The 15303-nt window shown below is 64.9% G+C and carries 14 protein-coding genes and 1 tRNA gene; 3 read left to right on the forward strand and 12 right to left on the reverse strand.

Annotation, left to right across the window (positions count from 1 at the left end; translation table 11 throughout):
• Positions 1-234: 234 nt before the first annotated feature.
• The 12 genes from ispH to rplU all read right to left on the reverse strand — a co-directional run bounded on the left by ispH (position 235) and on the right by rplU (position 12974).
• Positions 235-1188, reverse strand: a complete 954-nt coding sequence (gene ispH, locus KUV74_RS18470) for a 4-hydroxy-3-methylbut-2-enyl diphosphate reductase (RefSeq protein ID WP_185696479.1) — start codon at positions 1186-1188, stop codon at positions 235-237.
• A 101-nt stretch (positions 1189-1289) separates the two neighbouring features.
• Positions 1290-1736, reverse strand: a complete 447-nt coding sequence (gene fkpB, locus KUV74_RS18475) for an FKBP-type peptidyl-prolyl cis-trans isomerase (RefSeq protein ID WP_045994447.1) — start codon at positions 1734-1736, stop codon at positions 1290-1292.
• A 62-nt stretch (positions 1737-1798) separates the two neighbouring features.
• Positions 1799-2305 carry a signal peptidase II gene (gene lspA / locus KUV74_RS18480; protein ID WP_231498700.1) on the reverse strand — a complete coding sequence of 169 codons (507 nt, stop codon included), beginning with the start codon at positions 2303-2305 and terminating at the stop codon, positions 1799-1801.
• Between the two features lie 37 nt (positions 2306-2342).
• Positions 2343-5189 carry an isoleucine--tRNA ligase gene (gene ileS / locus KUV74_RS18485; RefSeq protein ID WP_222517063.1) on the reverse strand — a complete coding sequence of 949 codons (2847 nt, stop codon included), beginning with the start codon at positions 5187-5189 and terminating at the stop codon, positions 2343-2345.
• A 10-nt stretch (positions 5190-5199) separates the two neighbouring features.
• Positions 5200-6252 carry a bifunctional riboflavin kinase/FAD synthetase gene (ribF, locus tag KUV74_RS18490; RefSeq protein WP_108133523.1) on the reverse strand — a complete coding sequence of 351 codons (1053 nt, stop codon included), beginning with the start codon at positions 6250-6252 and terminating at the stop codon, positions 5200-5202.
• A 116-nt stretch (positions 6253-6368) separates the two neighbouring features.
• Complete coding sequence (murJ, locus tag KUV74_RS18495) at positions 6369-7892, reverse strand: murein biosynthesis integral membrane protein MurJ (protein ID WP_222517140.1); 1524 nt, start codon at positions 7890-7892, stop codon at positions 6369-6371.
• A 345-nt stretch (positions 7893-8237) separates the two neighbouring features.
• Entirely contained in the window at positions 8238-8504 is a 267-nt protein-coding gene (gene rpsT / locus KUV74_RS18500) for a 30S ribosomal protein S20 (RefSeq protein ID WP_045994444.1), read from the reverse strand.
• Between the two features lie 344 nt (positions 8505-8848).
• Positions 8849-9622 carry an SDR family NAD(P)-dependent oxidoreductase gene (locus tag KUV74_RS18505; protein WP_108449256.1) on the reverse strand — a complete coding sequence of 258 codons (774 nt, stop codon included), beginning with the start codon at positions 9620-9622 and terminating at the stop codon, positions 8849-8851.
• Between the two features lie 207 nt (positions 9623-9829).
• The gene (proB, locus tag KUV74_RS18510) at positions 9830-10972 is read right to left on the reverse strand and encodes a glutamate 5-kinase (RefSeq protein ID WP_108133521.1); all 1143 of its coding nucleotides are present in this window, start codon (positions 10970-10972) and stop codon (positions 9830-9832) included.
• A gap of 59 nt (positions 10973-11031) precedes the next feature.
• On the reverse strand, positions 11032-12219 hold the full coding sequence (cgtA, locus tag KUV74_RS18515; RefSeq protein WP_108133520.1) for an Obg family GTPase CgtA: 1188 nt from the start codon (positions 12217-12219) through the stop codon (positions 11032-11034).
• Between the two features lie 123 nt (positions 12220-12342).
• On the reverse strand, positions 12343-12600 hold the full coding sequence (gene rpmA, locus KUV74_RS18520; protein WP_045994440.1) for a 50S ribosomal protein L27: 258 nt from the start codon (positions 12598-12600) through the stop codon (positions 12343-12345).
• Between the two features lie 62 nt (positions 12601-12662).
• On the reverse strand, positions 12663-12974 hold the full coding sequence (gene rplU / locus KUV74_RS18525) for a 50S ribosomal protein L21 (RefSeq protein ID WP_045994439.1): 312 nt from the start codon (positions 12972-12974) through the stop codon (positions 12663-12665).
• Between the two features lie 287 nt (positions 12975-13261).
• Here rplU and ispB point away from each other — a divergent pair, with 287 nt between their 5' ends.
• From ispB to KUV74_RS18540, 3 genes are all read left to right on the forward strand, one after another.
• Positions 13262-14260: an octaprenyl diphosphate synthase gene (gene ispB, locus KUV74_RS18530; RefSeq protein ID WP_045994438.1), complete on the forward strand. Its 999-nt coding sequence runs from the start codon at positions 13262-13264 to the stop codon at positions 14258-14260.
• 129 nt (positions 14261-14389) lie between these two features.
• Positions 14390-14466 (forward strand) — tRNA-Pro (locus KUV74_RS18535).
• 205 nt (positions 14467-14671) lie between these two features.
• Positions 14672-15298: a hypothetical protein gene (locus tag KUV74_RS18540; protein ID WP_222517064.1), complete on the forward strand. Its 627-nt coding sequence runs from the start codon at positions 14672-14674 to the stop codon at positions 15296-15298.
• Positions 15299-15303 lie beyond the last annotated feature (5 nt).

The raw sequence follows: 15303 nt of genomic DNA on the forward strand, positions 1-15303 counted from the left end.
TTTTCGTATTCCCTGCATCGGGCTTCTCCGGCTCGTTTTCCCTTCGAGTATGTCGCACGTCCGCCATGGACGGCAGGCGCTGGATCAAGGTTGTGTCGCGACACCACGCTTAAGCACAGACTTGAGGCTTTCTCCTACGCCTGAAAACAAGGACGCCGCCCTTGGGGGCGGCGTCGAGATGCTGCACTGGAAAAACGAACGGTGGAATGCCTGCACGGCAATCGTCTGGTGGCATCAGTCGCTGACGATCACCCGCTCGCGCAGTTCACGCGGCATCGAGAAGGTGATGGTTTCCTCTCGGCCGGCTAGTTCCTCGGGGGCCTCTGCACCCAGCTCGGTCAGGCGGTCGATGACCCCCTTGACCAGTACCTCCGGGGCGCTGGCCCCGGCGGTCACGCCGACCGCGCCGATATTCGCAAGCCAAGCCGGATCGATCTGCTCGGCACTGTCGATCAGGTAGGCCGGGGTGCCCACTCGCTCGGACAGCTCGCGCAGGCGATTGGAGTTGGAGCTGTTGGGGCTTCCCACCACCAGTACCAGGTCGGAGCCCGCCGCCAGTTCGCGCACCGCGTCCTGGCGGTTCTGGGTGGCGTAGCAGATATCGTCCTTGCGCGGCCCCTGGATGTCGGGGAAGGTGGCGCGCAGGGCATCGATCACCCGAGCGGTATCGTCCATGGACAGGGTCGTCTGGGTGACAAAGGCCAGCCGACTGGGGTCCTTGACCTCCAGACGGGCCACGTCCTTTTCGTCCTCGACCAGGTAGATCTGGCCACCGTGGGAGGTGTCGTAACGCCCCATGGTGCCTTCGACCTCGGGATGCCCTTCATGCCCGATCAGGATGCACTCCTGGCCACGGCGAGCGTAGCGCAGCACTTCCATATGCACCTTGGTCACCAGCGGGCAGGTGGCGTCGAAGACCTTGAGCCCGCGCCGCTCGGCCTCCTCCTGCACCGCCCGGGACACCCCGTGGGCAGAGAAGATCACGATGACGTCATCGGGAACCTCGTGGAGTTCCTCGACGAAGATCGCCCCACGCTCGCGCAGGCTATCGACCACGAAGCGGTTGTGGACCACCTCGTGACGCACGTAAATGGGCGGCCCGAACACGTCCAGCGCGCTGTTGACGATGTCGATGGCCCGGTCGACGCCGGCGCAGAAGCCGCGCGGGTTGGCCAGCTTGATTTGCATGGTTTGCCTTGCCTCGGTGCCGTCTTGGCACCTGGTTGAGCGGATGATTCGCGTGGTCATCACGTACTGCGCCTTACCGGCACACCGGGGACGTGAATCGCCTAGTGGGTGGTGGCGGGCTTGACGCCCAGCACCTCGACCTCAAAGGTCAGGGTGCGCCCGGCCAGCGGATGATTGAAGTCCACTTCCACCATGTCGCCGTCGATCTCGGTGACCACCCCGGGCAATTCGTCGCCGTTGGCATCGGCAAAGGACATCACGGTGCCGACCTCCGGCTCGTCGCCGTTGAACACCTCACGCTTCATGCGCTGGATGTTTTGCGGGTTGTGCTGACCGAAGGCGTGCTCGGGACTGACCTCGAAGCTGCCGCTGTCGCCGTCGGTCATACCCTTCAACGGCTGCTCGAACCCGGGCGGCAGGTTGCCATCGCCCAGTTGAAAGGTCGCCGGGGCCTTGTCCCGGGTGGAGTCCACCACGGTGCCATCTTCCAGCTTGAGGGTGAAGTGAAGGGTGACTTCCATGCCCTCGTCGATACGGTAGTCGCTCATTGGGATCTCCGAAAGAGTGACGGACCGGCAGGGACCGATACGTCGCTGCCGGCAACAGATAATTAGCCGCGCCGGGCGCGGCGGCGCTCGCCGAAGATCGACTCCCAGATCAGGCCGATGGCGCCCAGGGTAATGCCGATATCCGCCACGTTGAACGCCGGGTAGTACCAGCCCGCCGCGTGAAACGACAGAAAGTCCACCACGTAGCCGTGCACCAGGCGGTCATAGAGGTTGCCCAGGGCGCCGCCGATGATCAGCGCGAGACACGCCCCCAGCAGCTTCTCGTCACGCCGCAGGCGACGCATCCAGATCGTCAGGCCGACGGTGGCCGCCACCGCGATGGCGGCGAACAGCCAGCGCTGCCAACCGGGGTGATCGGCCAGGAAACTGAAGGCCGCCCCGGTATTGTGCAAAAGCGTCAGATTGAAGAACGGCAGCACCTCCACCGGCGTGGCGTAGGTCAGCGTCTGGCTCATCAGTGCCTTGGTGCCCAGATCGAGCACGACCCAGGCCAGCGCCAGCCACCACCAGCGCAGCGGCTGGCGCATCGGTTCCACCTGTGAACTCATGTGCCCGTCACCCTCCTTGGTCGTGGAATCCGTGGCGTCAGGCATAGTGACGCACCTCACCCGGACCGTCCGGCAGGTTGCTGACGCAGCGCGAACACAGGTCCGGGTGCTCGGGCAGCGAGCCCACCTCGGGGCGATGGTGCCAGCAGCGCTCGCACTTGGCGTTGTCGCTGGCGCGCACCGCCACCTTGAGCCCTTCGACGTCGGTCTCGGCGGCATCGACTCCTTGGTCGAGCGGCGCCAGGTGGACCTCGCTGGTCAGCATCACGAAGCGCAGCTCGTCGCCCAGGCGCGAGAGCAGTTCGTCAAGCTCGTCGCTGACGTGCAGGGTCACCTCGGCGGCCAGGCTGCCCTTGATGGTCTTGGCGTTGCGGGCGTCTTCCAGGCACTTGTTGACCGCCTGCTTGACCGTCAGCACTCGCTCCCAGAAGTCACGGCCCATGCTGGCGTCGTCGCTGAGGGTGGACAGGCCAGTGTAGTAGGTCTCCAGCAGCACGCTGCGGCCTTCGGCCAGGCCTTTCTCGCCGGGGATGTTCTCGAAGATCTCCTCGGCGGTGAACGACAGGATCGGTGCGACCCAGCGCACCAGCGCCTGGACCACGTGATAGAGCGCGGTCTGGGCGCTGCGACGAGCCTGGGAGTCGGACTGGGTGGTGTACTGGCGATCCTTGATCACGTCCAGGTAGAAGCCACCCAGTTCCCGCGCGCAGAAGCCGTGCACCTGCTGGTAGACGTCGAGGAAGCGGTACTCGTCGTAGGCCGTCTCGATGCGTGCCTGAAGCTGCGCGGCACGGTCCACCACCCACTGGTCCAGCGCCAGCATGTCGTCGAAGGCCAGGGCGTCACGCTCGGGGTCGAAGCCGTTGAGGTTCGCCAGCAGGAAGCGCGCGGTGTTGCGGATACGCCGGTAAACGTCGGCGGTGCGCTTGAGGATCTCGTCGGACACCGCCATCTCGCCGGAATAGTCGGTGGAGGCCACCCATAGACGCAGGATATCGGCGCCGAGCTTGTCCATTACCTCCTGCGGGGCCACCACGTTGCCCATGGACTTGGACATCTTGCGGCCCTGGGCGTCGACGGTGAAGCCGTGGGTCAACAGGCCCCGGTACGGCGGGTGACCGTCGATGGCGCAGCCGGTCAGCAGCGACGAGTGGAACCAGCCGCGGTGCTGGTCCGAGCCCTCCAGGTACAGATCGGCACGCGGGCCGCTCTGATGGCCGTGGGGGTGCGAGCCGCGCAGCACGTGGCGGTGGGTGGTGCCGGAGTCGAACCACACGTCCAGGGTATCGGTGACCTTGTCGTACTGACTGGCCTCTTCGCCCAGAAGCTCGGCCGGGTCCAGGCGGAACCAGGCGTCGATGCCGTCACGGTCGACCAGGTCGGCGACCTTCTCGGTCAGCTCCACGGTCTGCGGGTGCAGCTCGCCGCTTTCCTTGTGCAGGAAGAACGGGATCGGCACGCCCCAGTTGCGCTGACGCGAGATGCACCAGTCCGGGCGGTTGGCGATCATGCTGTGCAGCCGCGCCTTGCCCCAGCCCGGGGTGAACTCGGTTGCCTCGATCCCTTCGAGCGCGCTTTCGCGCAGGGTGCGACCGTCATGGCCAGGGATGTCCATGCCGACGAACCACTGGGCGGTGGCCCGGTAGATCACCGGGGTCTTGTGACGCCAGCAGTGCATGTAGCTGTGGGTGATGGTCTTGTGAGCCATCAGCGCGCCGGCCTCGGACAGTGCTTCGACGATCTTGGGGTTGGCCTTCCAGATCAGCATGCCACCGAACAGCGGCAGGTCGTCGACGTAGACGCCGTCGCCCTTGACCACGCTGATGAAGTCACTGAAGTCCATGCCGTAGCGACGGCAGGAGTCAAAGTCATCGACGCCATGAACCGGCGCCGAGTGGACGATGCCGGTGCTGCCCTCGTCGCTGGTCACGTAGTCGGCGAGATACATCGGCGCGGTACGCTCATACAGCGGATGATGGAACTCGATCAGCTCCAGCCGTTCGCCACGCGCCGTGGCGATGACCTCACCGCTCAGGCCGAAGCGCTCGAGGCAGCTCTCGACCAGTTCCTCGGCCAGCAGCAACAGCCGCTCGCCGGTGTCGACCAGGGCGTAGTTGAACTCCGGATGGACATTCAGCGCCTGGTTGGCCGGGATGGTCCAGGGGGTGGTGGTCCAGATGACCACCGCCGCCGGCTTGGGCAGGCTGTCCAGACCGAAGGCGGTGGCCAGCTTGGCGTCGTCTGCGCAGGTGAAGGCCACATCGATGGCGTCGGACTTCTTGTCGGCGTACTCGACCTCGGCCTCGGCCAGGGCCGAACCACAGTCGAAGCACCAGTTGACCGGCTTGAGTCCCTTGAACACGTAGCCGCCCTTGACCATGTCGGCCAGGGCACGGATCTCGCCACCCTCGTTGGCGTACTCCATGGAGCGGTAGGGATTGTCCCAGTCGCCGACCACGCCCAGACGCACGAAGTCCTGAAGCTGGCCCTTGACCTGCTCGTCGGCGTACTCGCGACACAGCGCCCGGGCCTTTTCAGGCTCCAGGTGCTTGCCATGAGTGGTCTCCACCTTGTGCTCGATGGGTAGCCCGTGGCAGTCCCAGCCCGGCACGTAGGGTGCATCGAAGCCGGCCAGGTTCTTCGACTTGACGATGATGTCCTTGAGGATCTTGTTGACGGCGTGACCGATGTGAATGCTGCCGTTGGCGTAGGGAGGGCCATCGTGCAGCACGAAGACCTCCTGGCCCTGGCGTGCTTCGCGCAAGCGCTGGTAAATGTCCAGCTTCTGCCACTGCTCGACCCGCGCCGGCTCGCGCTTGGGGAGCATGCCGCGCATGGGGAATTCGGTTTCTGGCAGATTCAGAGTGTGCTTGTAGTCGCTCATAGTCCTGGGGTCAGCCGTCGTCATGATCGGCGGGGGCCTGCCCCGCCGGGGAATCCTGGGTTGCGGCCTCGCGCGCACGTGGCGCCGATGCCAGAGGATAGGGTCGTGGGCCGTCAGGGTCCCGGGCAAAGACTGCTCGCGCCCGGTCGATGTCGGCATATATCTGGGTCTTCAGCGCGGCGAAGTCCGCGAAGGTCTCTTCACCGCGCAGCTTGGCGCAGGGCACCACCGTCAGGCGTTTGCCATACAGGTCTGCCTGCATGTCCAGCAGATGCGCCTCCAGCACCGGACGCGGCGACCCTACCGTGGGCCGCCAGCCGATATTGACCACCGCGGGATGACGCTGGGACGCCTCGCCATCGCTGCCGTCGTGGATCTCCACCGTCGCCGCATAGACACCGCGCAGCACCAGCGGACCCGGCAGCAGCGGCAGGTTGGCGGTGGGCACGCCGATGGTGCGCCCGCGCTGCTGGTCACGCACCACCCGACCGCTGACGCGGTAAGGCCGACCCAGCAGGCGCGCCGCCGCCTCGAAGTTGCCACAGGCCAGCAGGGTGCGCACCCGTGTGCTCGACACTCGATCATCGTCGATGCGAAAGGTCAGGGTGTGTTCGACGCTGAAGCCGCTGCTGCGGCCGGCTTCGGTCAGCAGGGCGAAATCACCGCGACGATCGCAACCGAAGCGGAAGTCGTCGCCCACCACCAGATGGCGTACGCCGAGCCCCTCCAGCAGCACCCGTTCGATGAATTCTGCCGCCGTCAGCTGGCGCAGCGATTCATTGAACGGCAGACACAGCACCCGATCGACGCCGCACTCCTTGAGCAGGCCGACCTTGTCGCGCAACCGCGTCAGGCGCGGTGGCGCCTGGTCGCCGGCAAAGTACTCGCGCGGCTGGGGTTCGAACACCACCACGGTCACCGGCAGTCCGCTGCGCGCCGCCTCGGCGTGGCACTGCTCAAGGATCGCCCGATGGCCCAGGTGCACCCCATCGAAGTTGCCGATGGTCGCCACCGTGCCACGGTGCTCCTCGCGCAGATTGTGCAGGCCTCGAATTACTTCCATGAGTCGGGTCACACCGAACCTAAAGGGAGTCGATTATAGCGAAGTGCGGGGCGCCGCGTCTTCCCACCGTCTGAAGGCGTCTGGGTGGGCAGACAGCTTTCTGACAAACCCCAGCCCTAACCCTTGAGCCGGAACTGGCGGACTCTGACTCCTGTCAGCCCCAGCCAGGCGAAGTACGCAAGTCCGCCGGCCGCCACCAGCGCCGCCATCCACAGCACACGAGGCATGAGCCCCCAGCCGAGCCACTGGTGCCACTCCGGCGCCAGCAACACAAGCACCAGGCCCATGGCCACACAGCCGCCTCCAAGCTGCACGGCAAAGCGCCCCCAGCCGGGCTGGAAGCGCAGCACGCCCTGCCGGCGCAGCAGCCAGGCCAGCATCCCGGCATTGAGGAAGGCCGACAGCGCGGTGGCCAGCGCCAGCCCGGCGTGGGCCAGTGGCCAGATCAGGATCAGGTTGAACACCATATTGGCGACCATCGCGATGATACCGACCTTGACCGGCGTCTTGGTGTCCTGGCGGGCAAAGAACCCCGGCGCCAGCACCTTGATCAGCATGAAGGCGACCAGGCCGAGGGCATAGGCACGCAGGCTCATCGCCGCCATCACGATATCGTTGTCGGTCATGGCGCCGTAGTGGAACAGCGTGATCAACAGCGGTTCGGCCAGCAGCGCCAGCGCCAGCGCCGCTGGCAGCCCCAGCAGCAGCACCGCTCGCAGCGCCCAGTCCAGCATCTGGCTGAAGTGCTCAGTGGAGGCCTCGGCGTGGCGCCGCGACAGCGCCGGCAGGATCACCGTACCGATGGCCACGCCGAACACCCCCAGTGGCAGCTCCACCAGGCGGTCGGAATAGTAGAGCCAGGACACGCTGCCCGCCGCCAGCAGCGAGGCCAGGATGGTATCCAGCAGCAGGTTGATCTGCGACACCGAGACTCCGAACAACGCCGGCACCATCAGTCGAAGGATGCGCCGCACACCCTCGTGAACGAAGTTGGGCCAGGGCCGGGGCATCAGCCCGAGCCTCACCAGAAAGGGCACCTGAAACAGCAGTTGCGCGGCACCGGCGATCAGCACGCCCCAGGCCAGCGCCATGGCCGGCTCGCTCATCATCGGCGTCAGCACCAGCGCCGCACCGATCAGCGACAGGTTCAGCAGCACCGGGGTGAAGGCCGGTACCGCGAAGCGATTCCAGGTATTGAGCACGCTGCCGGCGAAGGCGGTCAGCGAGATCAACAGCAGATACGGGAACGTCAGCCGAAGCATGTCGGTGGTCAGCGCGAGCTTGTCGGGATCTCGCGCAAAGCCAGGAGCAAACACCCAGGTCAACCAGGGCGCGGCGACGATAGCCAGGGCGGTGATCAGCGCCAGCACCGCCGCCAGGCTACCGCACACCGCATTGAGCAGTTCGCGTATCTCTTCGCGGGTGCGGGTGGTCGAGTACTCCGACAGCACCGGCACGAAGGCCTGATTGAAGGCGCCCTCGGCGAACAGCCGACGCATGAAGTTCGGGATCTTGAAGGCCACGAAGAAGGCGTCGGCGCCCTGTCCTGCACCCAGCAGGGTGGCGATCACCACGTCGCGCACCAGCCCCAGCACCCGGGACAGCATGGTCATGCTGCTGACCACCAACCCAGAGCGCATCAGGCCCCGACGCACGGGCGCCTTGGCGCCCCCCACCGAGGTGCCCGCTCCCTGCTCCAGGGCCTGATCAATGTCCTCATCCGAGGCCTGCTGTCGACGCTCGTCGGTCACGTCACTGATTCCTTGCTTGCGGGTTCCCTGCTCAATTCCCGGCTCGTTTGTCCGGCCCTCTTGTCCCACTGACATTCCCCGCCCTGTGGCTCTCCATCGCCCGGAGAAGGGCGACGAAGGGGCACCGGGGCGCCGCGGGTCATCAATTGGCAGGCACAAAAAAACCGGCCGTAGCCGGTTTTTCGCGTGCGCGACACGGACGCATCCGCGTCACGCCGAAAGCGCGGGACCGGCTTACGCAGCCAGCGCCTTGATGCGCTTGTTCAGACGGCTCTTGATGCGAGCGGCCTTCTTCTTGGACAGGGTGTCCTTGTCGGCGATGCGGTCGATGACCGGCTGCGCCGCCTTGAAGGCGTCCATTGCCTGAGCGTGGTCGCCGCTGTTGATCGCCTTGATCACGCGCTTGACGTAAGTGCGGACCATGCTGCGCTGGCCTGCCTTCAGGACACGACGAGATTCTGCCTGACGGGCGCGCTTACGGGCTTGCTTGCTGTTAGCCACTGACTGTCTCCTTGGAGAAAGTTGTCGTCACCGTCGCACGATGACTTGATAACGTATTGATCCAACAGGGAAATAAAAAAATCCCCGTCGGCCTGGCCATCTGGCCGACCGCCATCGCAAGCACTGTCGCGAGGCAATCGTTACGGGCCGTGTCTGAGAGGATGGCGCATCCTATCATGTCAAGGTACTGCGCGCCAGCCTTTTAGGGCCTGGCGCGCCTGGCTCACTCCACCGACCTTGTGCCCGGCCAGCGGCGGCCACCGCACCGGTCATCGCGCCACTTGTCACGACGCCACGGGCGCCTCAGGTCACCGCAGACGTTGCCGCCGCCATCGCCACTCGAATCACTTCAGCTTCGACTGGATCATCTGCTTGACGAAGCGCTGACGCTCCTGCAGCCGCAGCCCCTGGATCGCCTCCGCCAGATCATGAGCCTCTTCGCCCACGTGCCAGTAGAGCTGACGGCGAGTGCTGATCGCCTGGTAGGCGGCCTCCGCCACTTCCTTCGGGCCCAGAGTAATCTCCTGCTCCGTGCACACCATGGAGTCAGGATTGTTGGAGTTCATCGGTGTATTGATCAGGCCGGGTTCGATGATCCCTACATAGATGCCATCGGATTCCAGCTCGATACTCAGCGACTCGCCCAGCGACGTCACGAAGGACTTGGTCGCCCCGTACACGCTGAACATCGGCAGCCCGGTGATCGCCGACGCCGACGACGTCAGCAGGATGGCGCCTGCCTCGGACGCCATCACGTAGGGCAGCGCCTCCTTGATGATGTAGATCGTGCCCATGGCATTGATCAGGTTCATCATCTCGTACTTTTCGAGCTCGACGTCCTTGAACAGGCCACTCGCCTGAATCCCGGCATTGGAGTGGACGACATCGATCACTCCACCGCAGACGGTGGCGAACTGCTCGATGGCGTCATGCACACCAGCACGACAGGAGACATCGCACTTGTAGGCAAACAGGTTCGCCTGCCCTTGCGCCTGCAGCTCGTTCAGCGCCTTGACGTTGATATCCAGGCCACCGACCTTGAAGCCCTTCTCCAAAAACAGTTTGACGACCTCAAAGCCGACGCCGGAACCAGCACCCGTTACCAGAATAGACTTCATCGACAACGCTCCCTCTTCTCCAAAGACCGCTGAGACCACGCACCAGGGCACGCTTCAGCTTCAAGGCTCACGCAACAGGACAGATGTCGCGCATGCGCCGCCGACAGCGGCTGCTGTCGGCGGCGCATAAGAGCACGGAGAAAAGACGGGAACCATATCCCTAAAGAGAGGCGCCGGGGGCAACAAGGCGCCTGATACCGACCTGGATCAAGCCAGCACCACAAGATTGTCGCGGTGAATCAGCTCCGGCGCTTCCATATAGCCGAGTAACTCACAGATGCGCCCGCTGGGCTGGCCGAGAATCTTGCGTGCGTCCTCGGCGTTGTAGTTGACCAGCCCCTTGGCGATCCGCTCGCCCTGCTCGTCGACGCACAGCACCATATCGCCGCGCGCGAAGTCACCCGAGGAGGCCTTGACCCCCACCGGCAACAGCGACGAGCCACTGCCGCGCAGCACCCGTACCGCGCCGGCGTCCAGGGTCAGGGTGCCGCGCACCTGCAGCTGGCCGGCCAGCCAGCGCTTGCGCGCAGCGATGGGGGCCCGGTCCGGCGTCAACAGGGTGCCCAGCCGCTCGCCATCGGCCAGCCGCTCCAGTACCCGGGGCTGGCGACCGCTGGCGATCACCGTGACCGCCCCGCTGCGCGCGGCCAGGCGCGCCGCGCGCACCTTGGTGGTCATGCCACCGCGCCCCAGGGCGCCGCCGCCGCCGGCCACCGCCGCCAGACGAGCATCGTCGGCGCGCCCCTCCTCGATCAGCCGGGCGCTGGGGTCATGGCGCGGGTCGGCGTCGAACAAGCCCTCCTGATCGGTCAGGATGACCAGCGCATCGGCCTCGAGCAGGTTAGCCACCAGGGCGCCAAGGGTATCGTTGTCGCCAAAGCGGATCTCGTCGGTGACCACGGTGTCGTTTTCGTTGATCACCGGCACCACCTTGAGGTCCACCAGCGTGCTCAGCGCCGAGCGCGCGTTGAGGTAACGCTTGCGATTGGATAGATCGTCGTGGGTCAGCAAAATCTGCGCGGTCACAAGGCCGTGACGACCGAAGTGATTCTCGTAGGTTTCGGTCAGCACGTTCTGCCCCACCGCCGCAGCGGCCTGGAGCTCTCGCACCGATGACGGGCGAGCCCGCCAGCCGAGACGCACCATGCCTGCCGCCACGGCCCCGGAAGACACCAGCACCACCTCGATGCCGCGACTCGCCAGGGCGGCGATCTGATCCACCCAGCCACCGATGGCGGGGTCATCGAGGCCACGCCCGTCGTTGGTCAACAGGGCGCTGCCAATCTTCACCACCACCCGCCGCGCGCTGGACAGGGCGTCACGCCCCGGGACCCGCTCTCCGCTGTGCATCCTTTTCTCGCCCCGCTGCTCTGGCCGAACGGGGAGGCTGTCGACTCCCCTGACGACCGCTATTGAACGTATTCGACCTCGACGTCGTAGTCGTCGTCATCGAGATCGTCATCGTCGTCTTCGTCACGCTTGCGACGACGACCCAGGCGCGCCTCTGTCCTGGCCACCGCCTCATCTTCCATGCGCCGGCGCATCTCCTGCTCGCGCTCCATGGCCTCTTCATCCTCGTTCTCGAGGGTGCGCTGCTCGGTCAGCCAGCGATGGGCCGCCTGCACCAGTGCCTCGGTGCCGACGTTGGAGATCGCCGAGATACGAAAGACCGGGCCTTCCCAGCCGAGTCGACGCACGATCTCGTCGGCGGCAGCCTCGCGCTCGTCCTCGGGCAGCAGGTCGAGCTTGTTGAGCACCAGCCAGCGCGGGCGCTCGGCCAGGGTCGGCGAGAACTCGCCCAGCTCATGGATGATCGCCTCGGCGGCTTCCACTGGATCGGACTCATCGAACGGAGCCACATCCACTACGTGGAACAGCAGGCGGGTACGCGTCAGGTGCTTGAGAAAGCGCAGCCCCAGGCCGGCACCGTCGGAAGCACCCTCGATCAGCCCCGGCACGTCGGCCATGACGAAGTGCTCGTGCATGCCGAGCTTTACCACCCCCAGGTTCGGCACCAGGGTGGTGAAGGGGTAGTTGGCCACCTTGGGCTTGGCCGCCGACACCGAGCGGATCAGCGTCGACTTGCCGGCGTTGGGCAGCCCCAGCAGACCGACATCGGCCATCACCTTCATCTCCAGGCGCAGGTTGCGCCGCTCACCTTCGGTGCCCGGCGTGGTACGCCGTGGTGCCCGATTGGTGGAGGACTTGAAGTGAATGTTGCCGAGCCCACGGCGGCCGCCCTGGGCCACCTGCACCACCTGGCCGATCTCGGTCACGTCGGCGATCACCTCGAGGGTATCCTCGTCGATCACCGTGGTACCCACGGGCACCTTGACGTGGAGATCCTCGCCAGCGCGGCCGCTCATCTGGCGACCCTGGCCGGGCTGGCCGTTCTGCGCCTTGTAGAAGCGCTGATACTTGAAATCGATCAGCGTATTGAGGGCATCGTCACCAATCAGGTAGACGCTGCCACCATGGCCGCCATCGCCGCCATCCGGGCCGCCCTTGGGCACGTACTTCTCGCGCCGGAAGCTCAGGCAACCGTTACCTCCGTTGCCTGCCTCCACGATGATCGAGGCTTCGTCGACGAACTGCATCTATCACTCTCCTGGCGGATGCTTTCCACCATGATACAAGAAGGCCCCGCGCTTGGCGGGGCCTTCCGGGGCCTGTCGGCAAGCGAGTCACGCTCGCCGGCGGCCCATGGCGTTCGGGCGGTCTCAGGCAGAGACGACGCTGACGAACTTACGGTTCTTCGGACCCTTGGTCTCGAACTTGACCACGCCTTCGTCCAGAGCGAACAGGGTGTGGTCCTTGCCGATGCCAACACCGGTGCCGGCGTGGAAACGGGTGCCACGCTGACGCACGATGATGTTACCCGGGGTCACGGCCTGGCCGCCGAACAGCTTGACGCCAAGGCGTTTGCTTTCACTGTCGCGACCGTTACGTGTGGAGCCGGCTGCCTTCTTATGAGCCATTGCAAAGTCCTCGCTCGTTGAGGGAATAGTCCGCTACGCATTCGCCCGAGGGCGAGGCGTATTTAGGCAGAAATTCCGGTGATTTTAACTTCGGTGAACCACTGACGGTGGCCCTGACGCTTCATGCTGTGCTTGCGGCGACGGAACTTGATGATAGTCACCTTCTCGCCACGGCCGTGGGCGACGATTTCGGCGCTGACCTTGGCACCCTCGACCAGCGGGGCACCAACGGTGACGTCGTCATCGTTGCCGACCAGCAGAACCTCGTCGAACTCGACGGTATCGCCGGTGGGGATTTCCAGTTTCTCGAGCTTGAGAGTCTGGCCTTCCTGAACGCGGTACTGCTTGCCACCGCTCTTGATCACTGCGTACATGCTGTTTCTCCAGAAACTCATCGGGGTTGGCTCTTGATCGACCTGCTTCGAGTGGCGCCCCTTTTGGCAGCCATCTGACAGGGAGCATGGATGAGTGGGCCGCGTATTATAGCGACACCCTCGCGTGGGCACAACCCGACAACCAGCGTCAAGTGGCGAGACCGGAAAAAACCCCGCGCGAGGCCGCCGCCGGGCGCTAATCGTCTTGACGCCCCCATGGGCGGCCCATAGCATGACCGGCAACCCAAGGCCCACGGCCTCCCTCACCTCCAGTCGAAGCCGCCTTCATGTCAGTCAACGCCACCCCGTCACCATCAGCAGCTCCTTCGCCGATTCACGCGGTGGTCGCCGACGACTTCGCCGCCGTCAACCAGACCATCCTCGACCAGCTCGCCTCGCGCATCCCGCTGGTGGAGACCATCGGCCAGTACATCATCGAAAGCGGCGGCAAGCGTCTGCGTCCCCTGCTGGTGCTGCTGGCGGCACGCGCGCTGGAGTATCAGGGCGATCGTCACATCACCCTGGCGACGCTGATCGAATTTATGCACACCTCGACGCTGTTGCATGACGACGTGGTCGACGAGTCGCACATGCGTCGCGGCAAGGCCACCGCCAATGATGCCTGGGGCAACGCGCCCTCGGTGCTGGTCGGCGACTTTCTGTATTCGCGCTCGTTTCAGATGATGGTCGAGGTCGGCTCCATGCGCATCATGGAGGTGCTGTCCGCCGCCACCTGCACCATCGCCGAGGGCGAGGTTCAGCAGCTGACCAATGTGGGCAATCCCGACACCGACGAGGCCGCCTACTTCGACACCATCCTCGGCAAGACCGCGATGCTGTTCGAGGCCGCCTCCCACAGCGGCGCCATCCTGGCCGGCGCCGACGAACGCCAGGAACAGGCGCTGGCGCTGTACGGACGCTACCTGGGTCTGGCGTTCCAGCTGGTCGACGACCTGCTCGACTACGAGGGCGACGCCAAGGCCATGGGCAAGAACGTCGGCGACGACCTGGCCGAAGGCAAGCCCACCCTGCCGCTGATCCAGGCCATGGCCGCCGGCACCCCCGACCAGACCCGCCTGGTGCGTCGCGCCATCCGTAAGGGCGGACTCGACCACCTCGACGAGGTGCTGGCCATCGTCAAGTCCACCGGCGCACTGGACTACACCCGCCAGAAGGCCGAAGAGATGGCCGCCAAGGCCCTGGCCGAACTCGACCATCTGCCGCCCTCGCCCTACCGCGACAGCATGGCCGAACTGGCCCGCCTGGCGGTGGAACGCAAGACCTGAAAATCACCGGGCAAGTGCCCTCAAGTGACGGGGAAGCTGGAAAAAAGTGGCTGACTCGGGCTCGCGAGGGTTGCATCATCCACACGGATCCGTATACTACGCATCCGTTGAGGGACACACCTCAAACATCGGAGTATAGCTCAGCTTGGTAGAGCGCTGCCTTCGGGAGGCAGAGGTCGTAGGTTCGAATCCTGCTACTCCGACCAAGAATTTAGTAAAGACGGCCACTTAGCTCATCAGAGCGGTGGCCGTTTTTCGTTGCACGCACCCCTTCACCTCCCCACGTCTTGCAAGTCCGTCACCGCTGACCCACTCTTTCTAGATGCTCGACCCTGCACAATAAAAGCAGCGTCGTACGTGGAGATCATGGACTCGATCTCACTCCCCCTCTTTGCCACAAGGACCTCTCCCATGGAATGGATCTCCAGCCACGGTACCTTTCTGCAATTCATGACCAGCCTCGGCACTTTGGCAGTCTGGATCTTCTACGCTCAGTTGCTCTACGCCGGCTTCCGTCGCCAGCGGCGCCCCAAGGTGGTCATCAATCAGGTGATGGGCTTGTCCACCCAAGGCCGCTGCCTGATCAGCAACATGAGCGCCGAAGGCATCCATATCGAGACCGTCCAGGTATGGCTGCACGAGAAGTGCGGAATACGCCGCTGCACCGTGTCGGAGCTGGATACCGACGAAAACGGCGAAACCCCAACCTCCGTCTCCAGGGGGACGCTGCAGGGTCCGCTGCCATCCAACGCCCACCTGGATGCCGGCGAAATCGATAGTCTGGTGCGCCGGGCACGCGCCGCCGACATCGAGGACGAAGACAACACCCTGTGTGAGGGTGAAGACAGCGACTACGTGCTCGAGTTGCTGGTGCTGTACATCTACAGCTCCGCCCCCGGCATCATGGGGGCCAGCCGCTCCTTTGTGTTCGACGACAACGGACAGGCGCGTCCCCACCACCTGGAAACGCAACAACTCAGGGGCTACCGCGACCGCAAGCGCATGGCGCGTATCTATCGCAACTATCTGGACCGCTAATCCGT

Origin of the sequence: Halomonas sp. DP1Y21-3 (assembly GCF_019801245.1) — a bacterium.
Classification (GTDB): Bacteria; Pseudomonadota; Gammaproteobacteria; order Pseudomonadales; family Halomonadaceae; genus Halomonas; species Halomonas litopenaei.

What these genes read in the sequence shown, in the direction of transcription:
- ispH (WP_185696479.1), bottom strand. Translation starts at nt 1,188, where the DNA reads ATGCAAATCAAGCTGGCCAACCCGCGCGGCTTCTGCGCCGGCGTCGAC.
- fkpB (WP_045994447.1), bottom strand. Translation starts at nt 1,736, where the DNA reads ATGAGCGACTACCGTATCGACGAGGGCATGGAAGTCACCCTTCACTTC.
- lspA (WP_231498700.1), bottom strand. Translation starts at nt 2,305, where the DNA reads ATGAGTTCACAGGTGGAACCGATGCGCCAGCCGCTGCGCTGGTGGTGG.
- ileS (WP_222517063.1), bottom strand. Translation starts at nt 5,189, where the DNA reads ATGAGCGACTACAAGCACACTCTGAATCTGCCAGAAACCGAATTCCCC.
- ribF (WP_108133523.1), bottom strand. Translation starts at nt 6,252, where the DNA reads ATGGAAGTAATTCGAGGCCTGCACAATCTGCGCGAGGAGCACCGTGGC.
- murJ (WP_222517140.1), bottom strand. Translation starts at nt 7,892, where the DNA reads ATGCGCTCTGGGTTGGTGGTCAGCAGCATGACCATGCTGTCCCGGGTG.
- KUV74_RS18505 (WP_108449256.1), bottom strand. Translation starts at nt 9,622, where the DNA reads ATGAAGTCTATTCTGGTAACGGGTGCTGGTTCCGGCGTCGGCTTTGAG.
- proB (WP_108133521.1), bottom strand. Translation starts at nt 10,972, where the DNA reads ATGCACAGCGGAGAGCGGGTCCCGGGGCGTGACGCCCTGTCCAGCGCG.
- cgtA (WP_108133520.1), bottom strand. Translation starts at nt 12,219, where the DNA reads ATGCAGTTCGTCGACGAAGCCTCGATCATCGTGGAGGCAGGCAACGGA.
- rpmA (WP_045994440.1), bottom strand. Translation starts at nt 12,600, where the DNA reads ATGGCTCATAAGAAGGCAGCCGGCTCCACACGTAACGGTCGCGACAGT.
- rplU (WP_045994439.1), bottom strand. Translation starts at nt 12,974, where the DNA reads ATGTACGCAGTGATCAAGAGCGGTGGCAAGCAGTACCGCGTTCAGGAA.
- ispB (WP_045994438.1), top strand. Translation starts at nt 13,262, where the DNA reads ATGTCAGTCAACGCCACCCCGTCACCATCAGCAGCTCCTTCGCCGATT.
- KUV74_RS18540 (WP_222517064.1), top strand. Translation starts at nt 14,672, where the DNA reads ATGGAATGGATCTCCAGCCACGGTACCTTTCTGCAATTCATGACCAGC.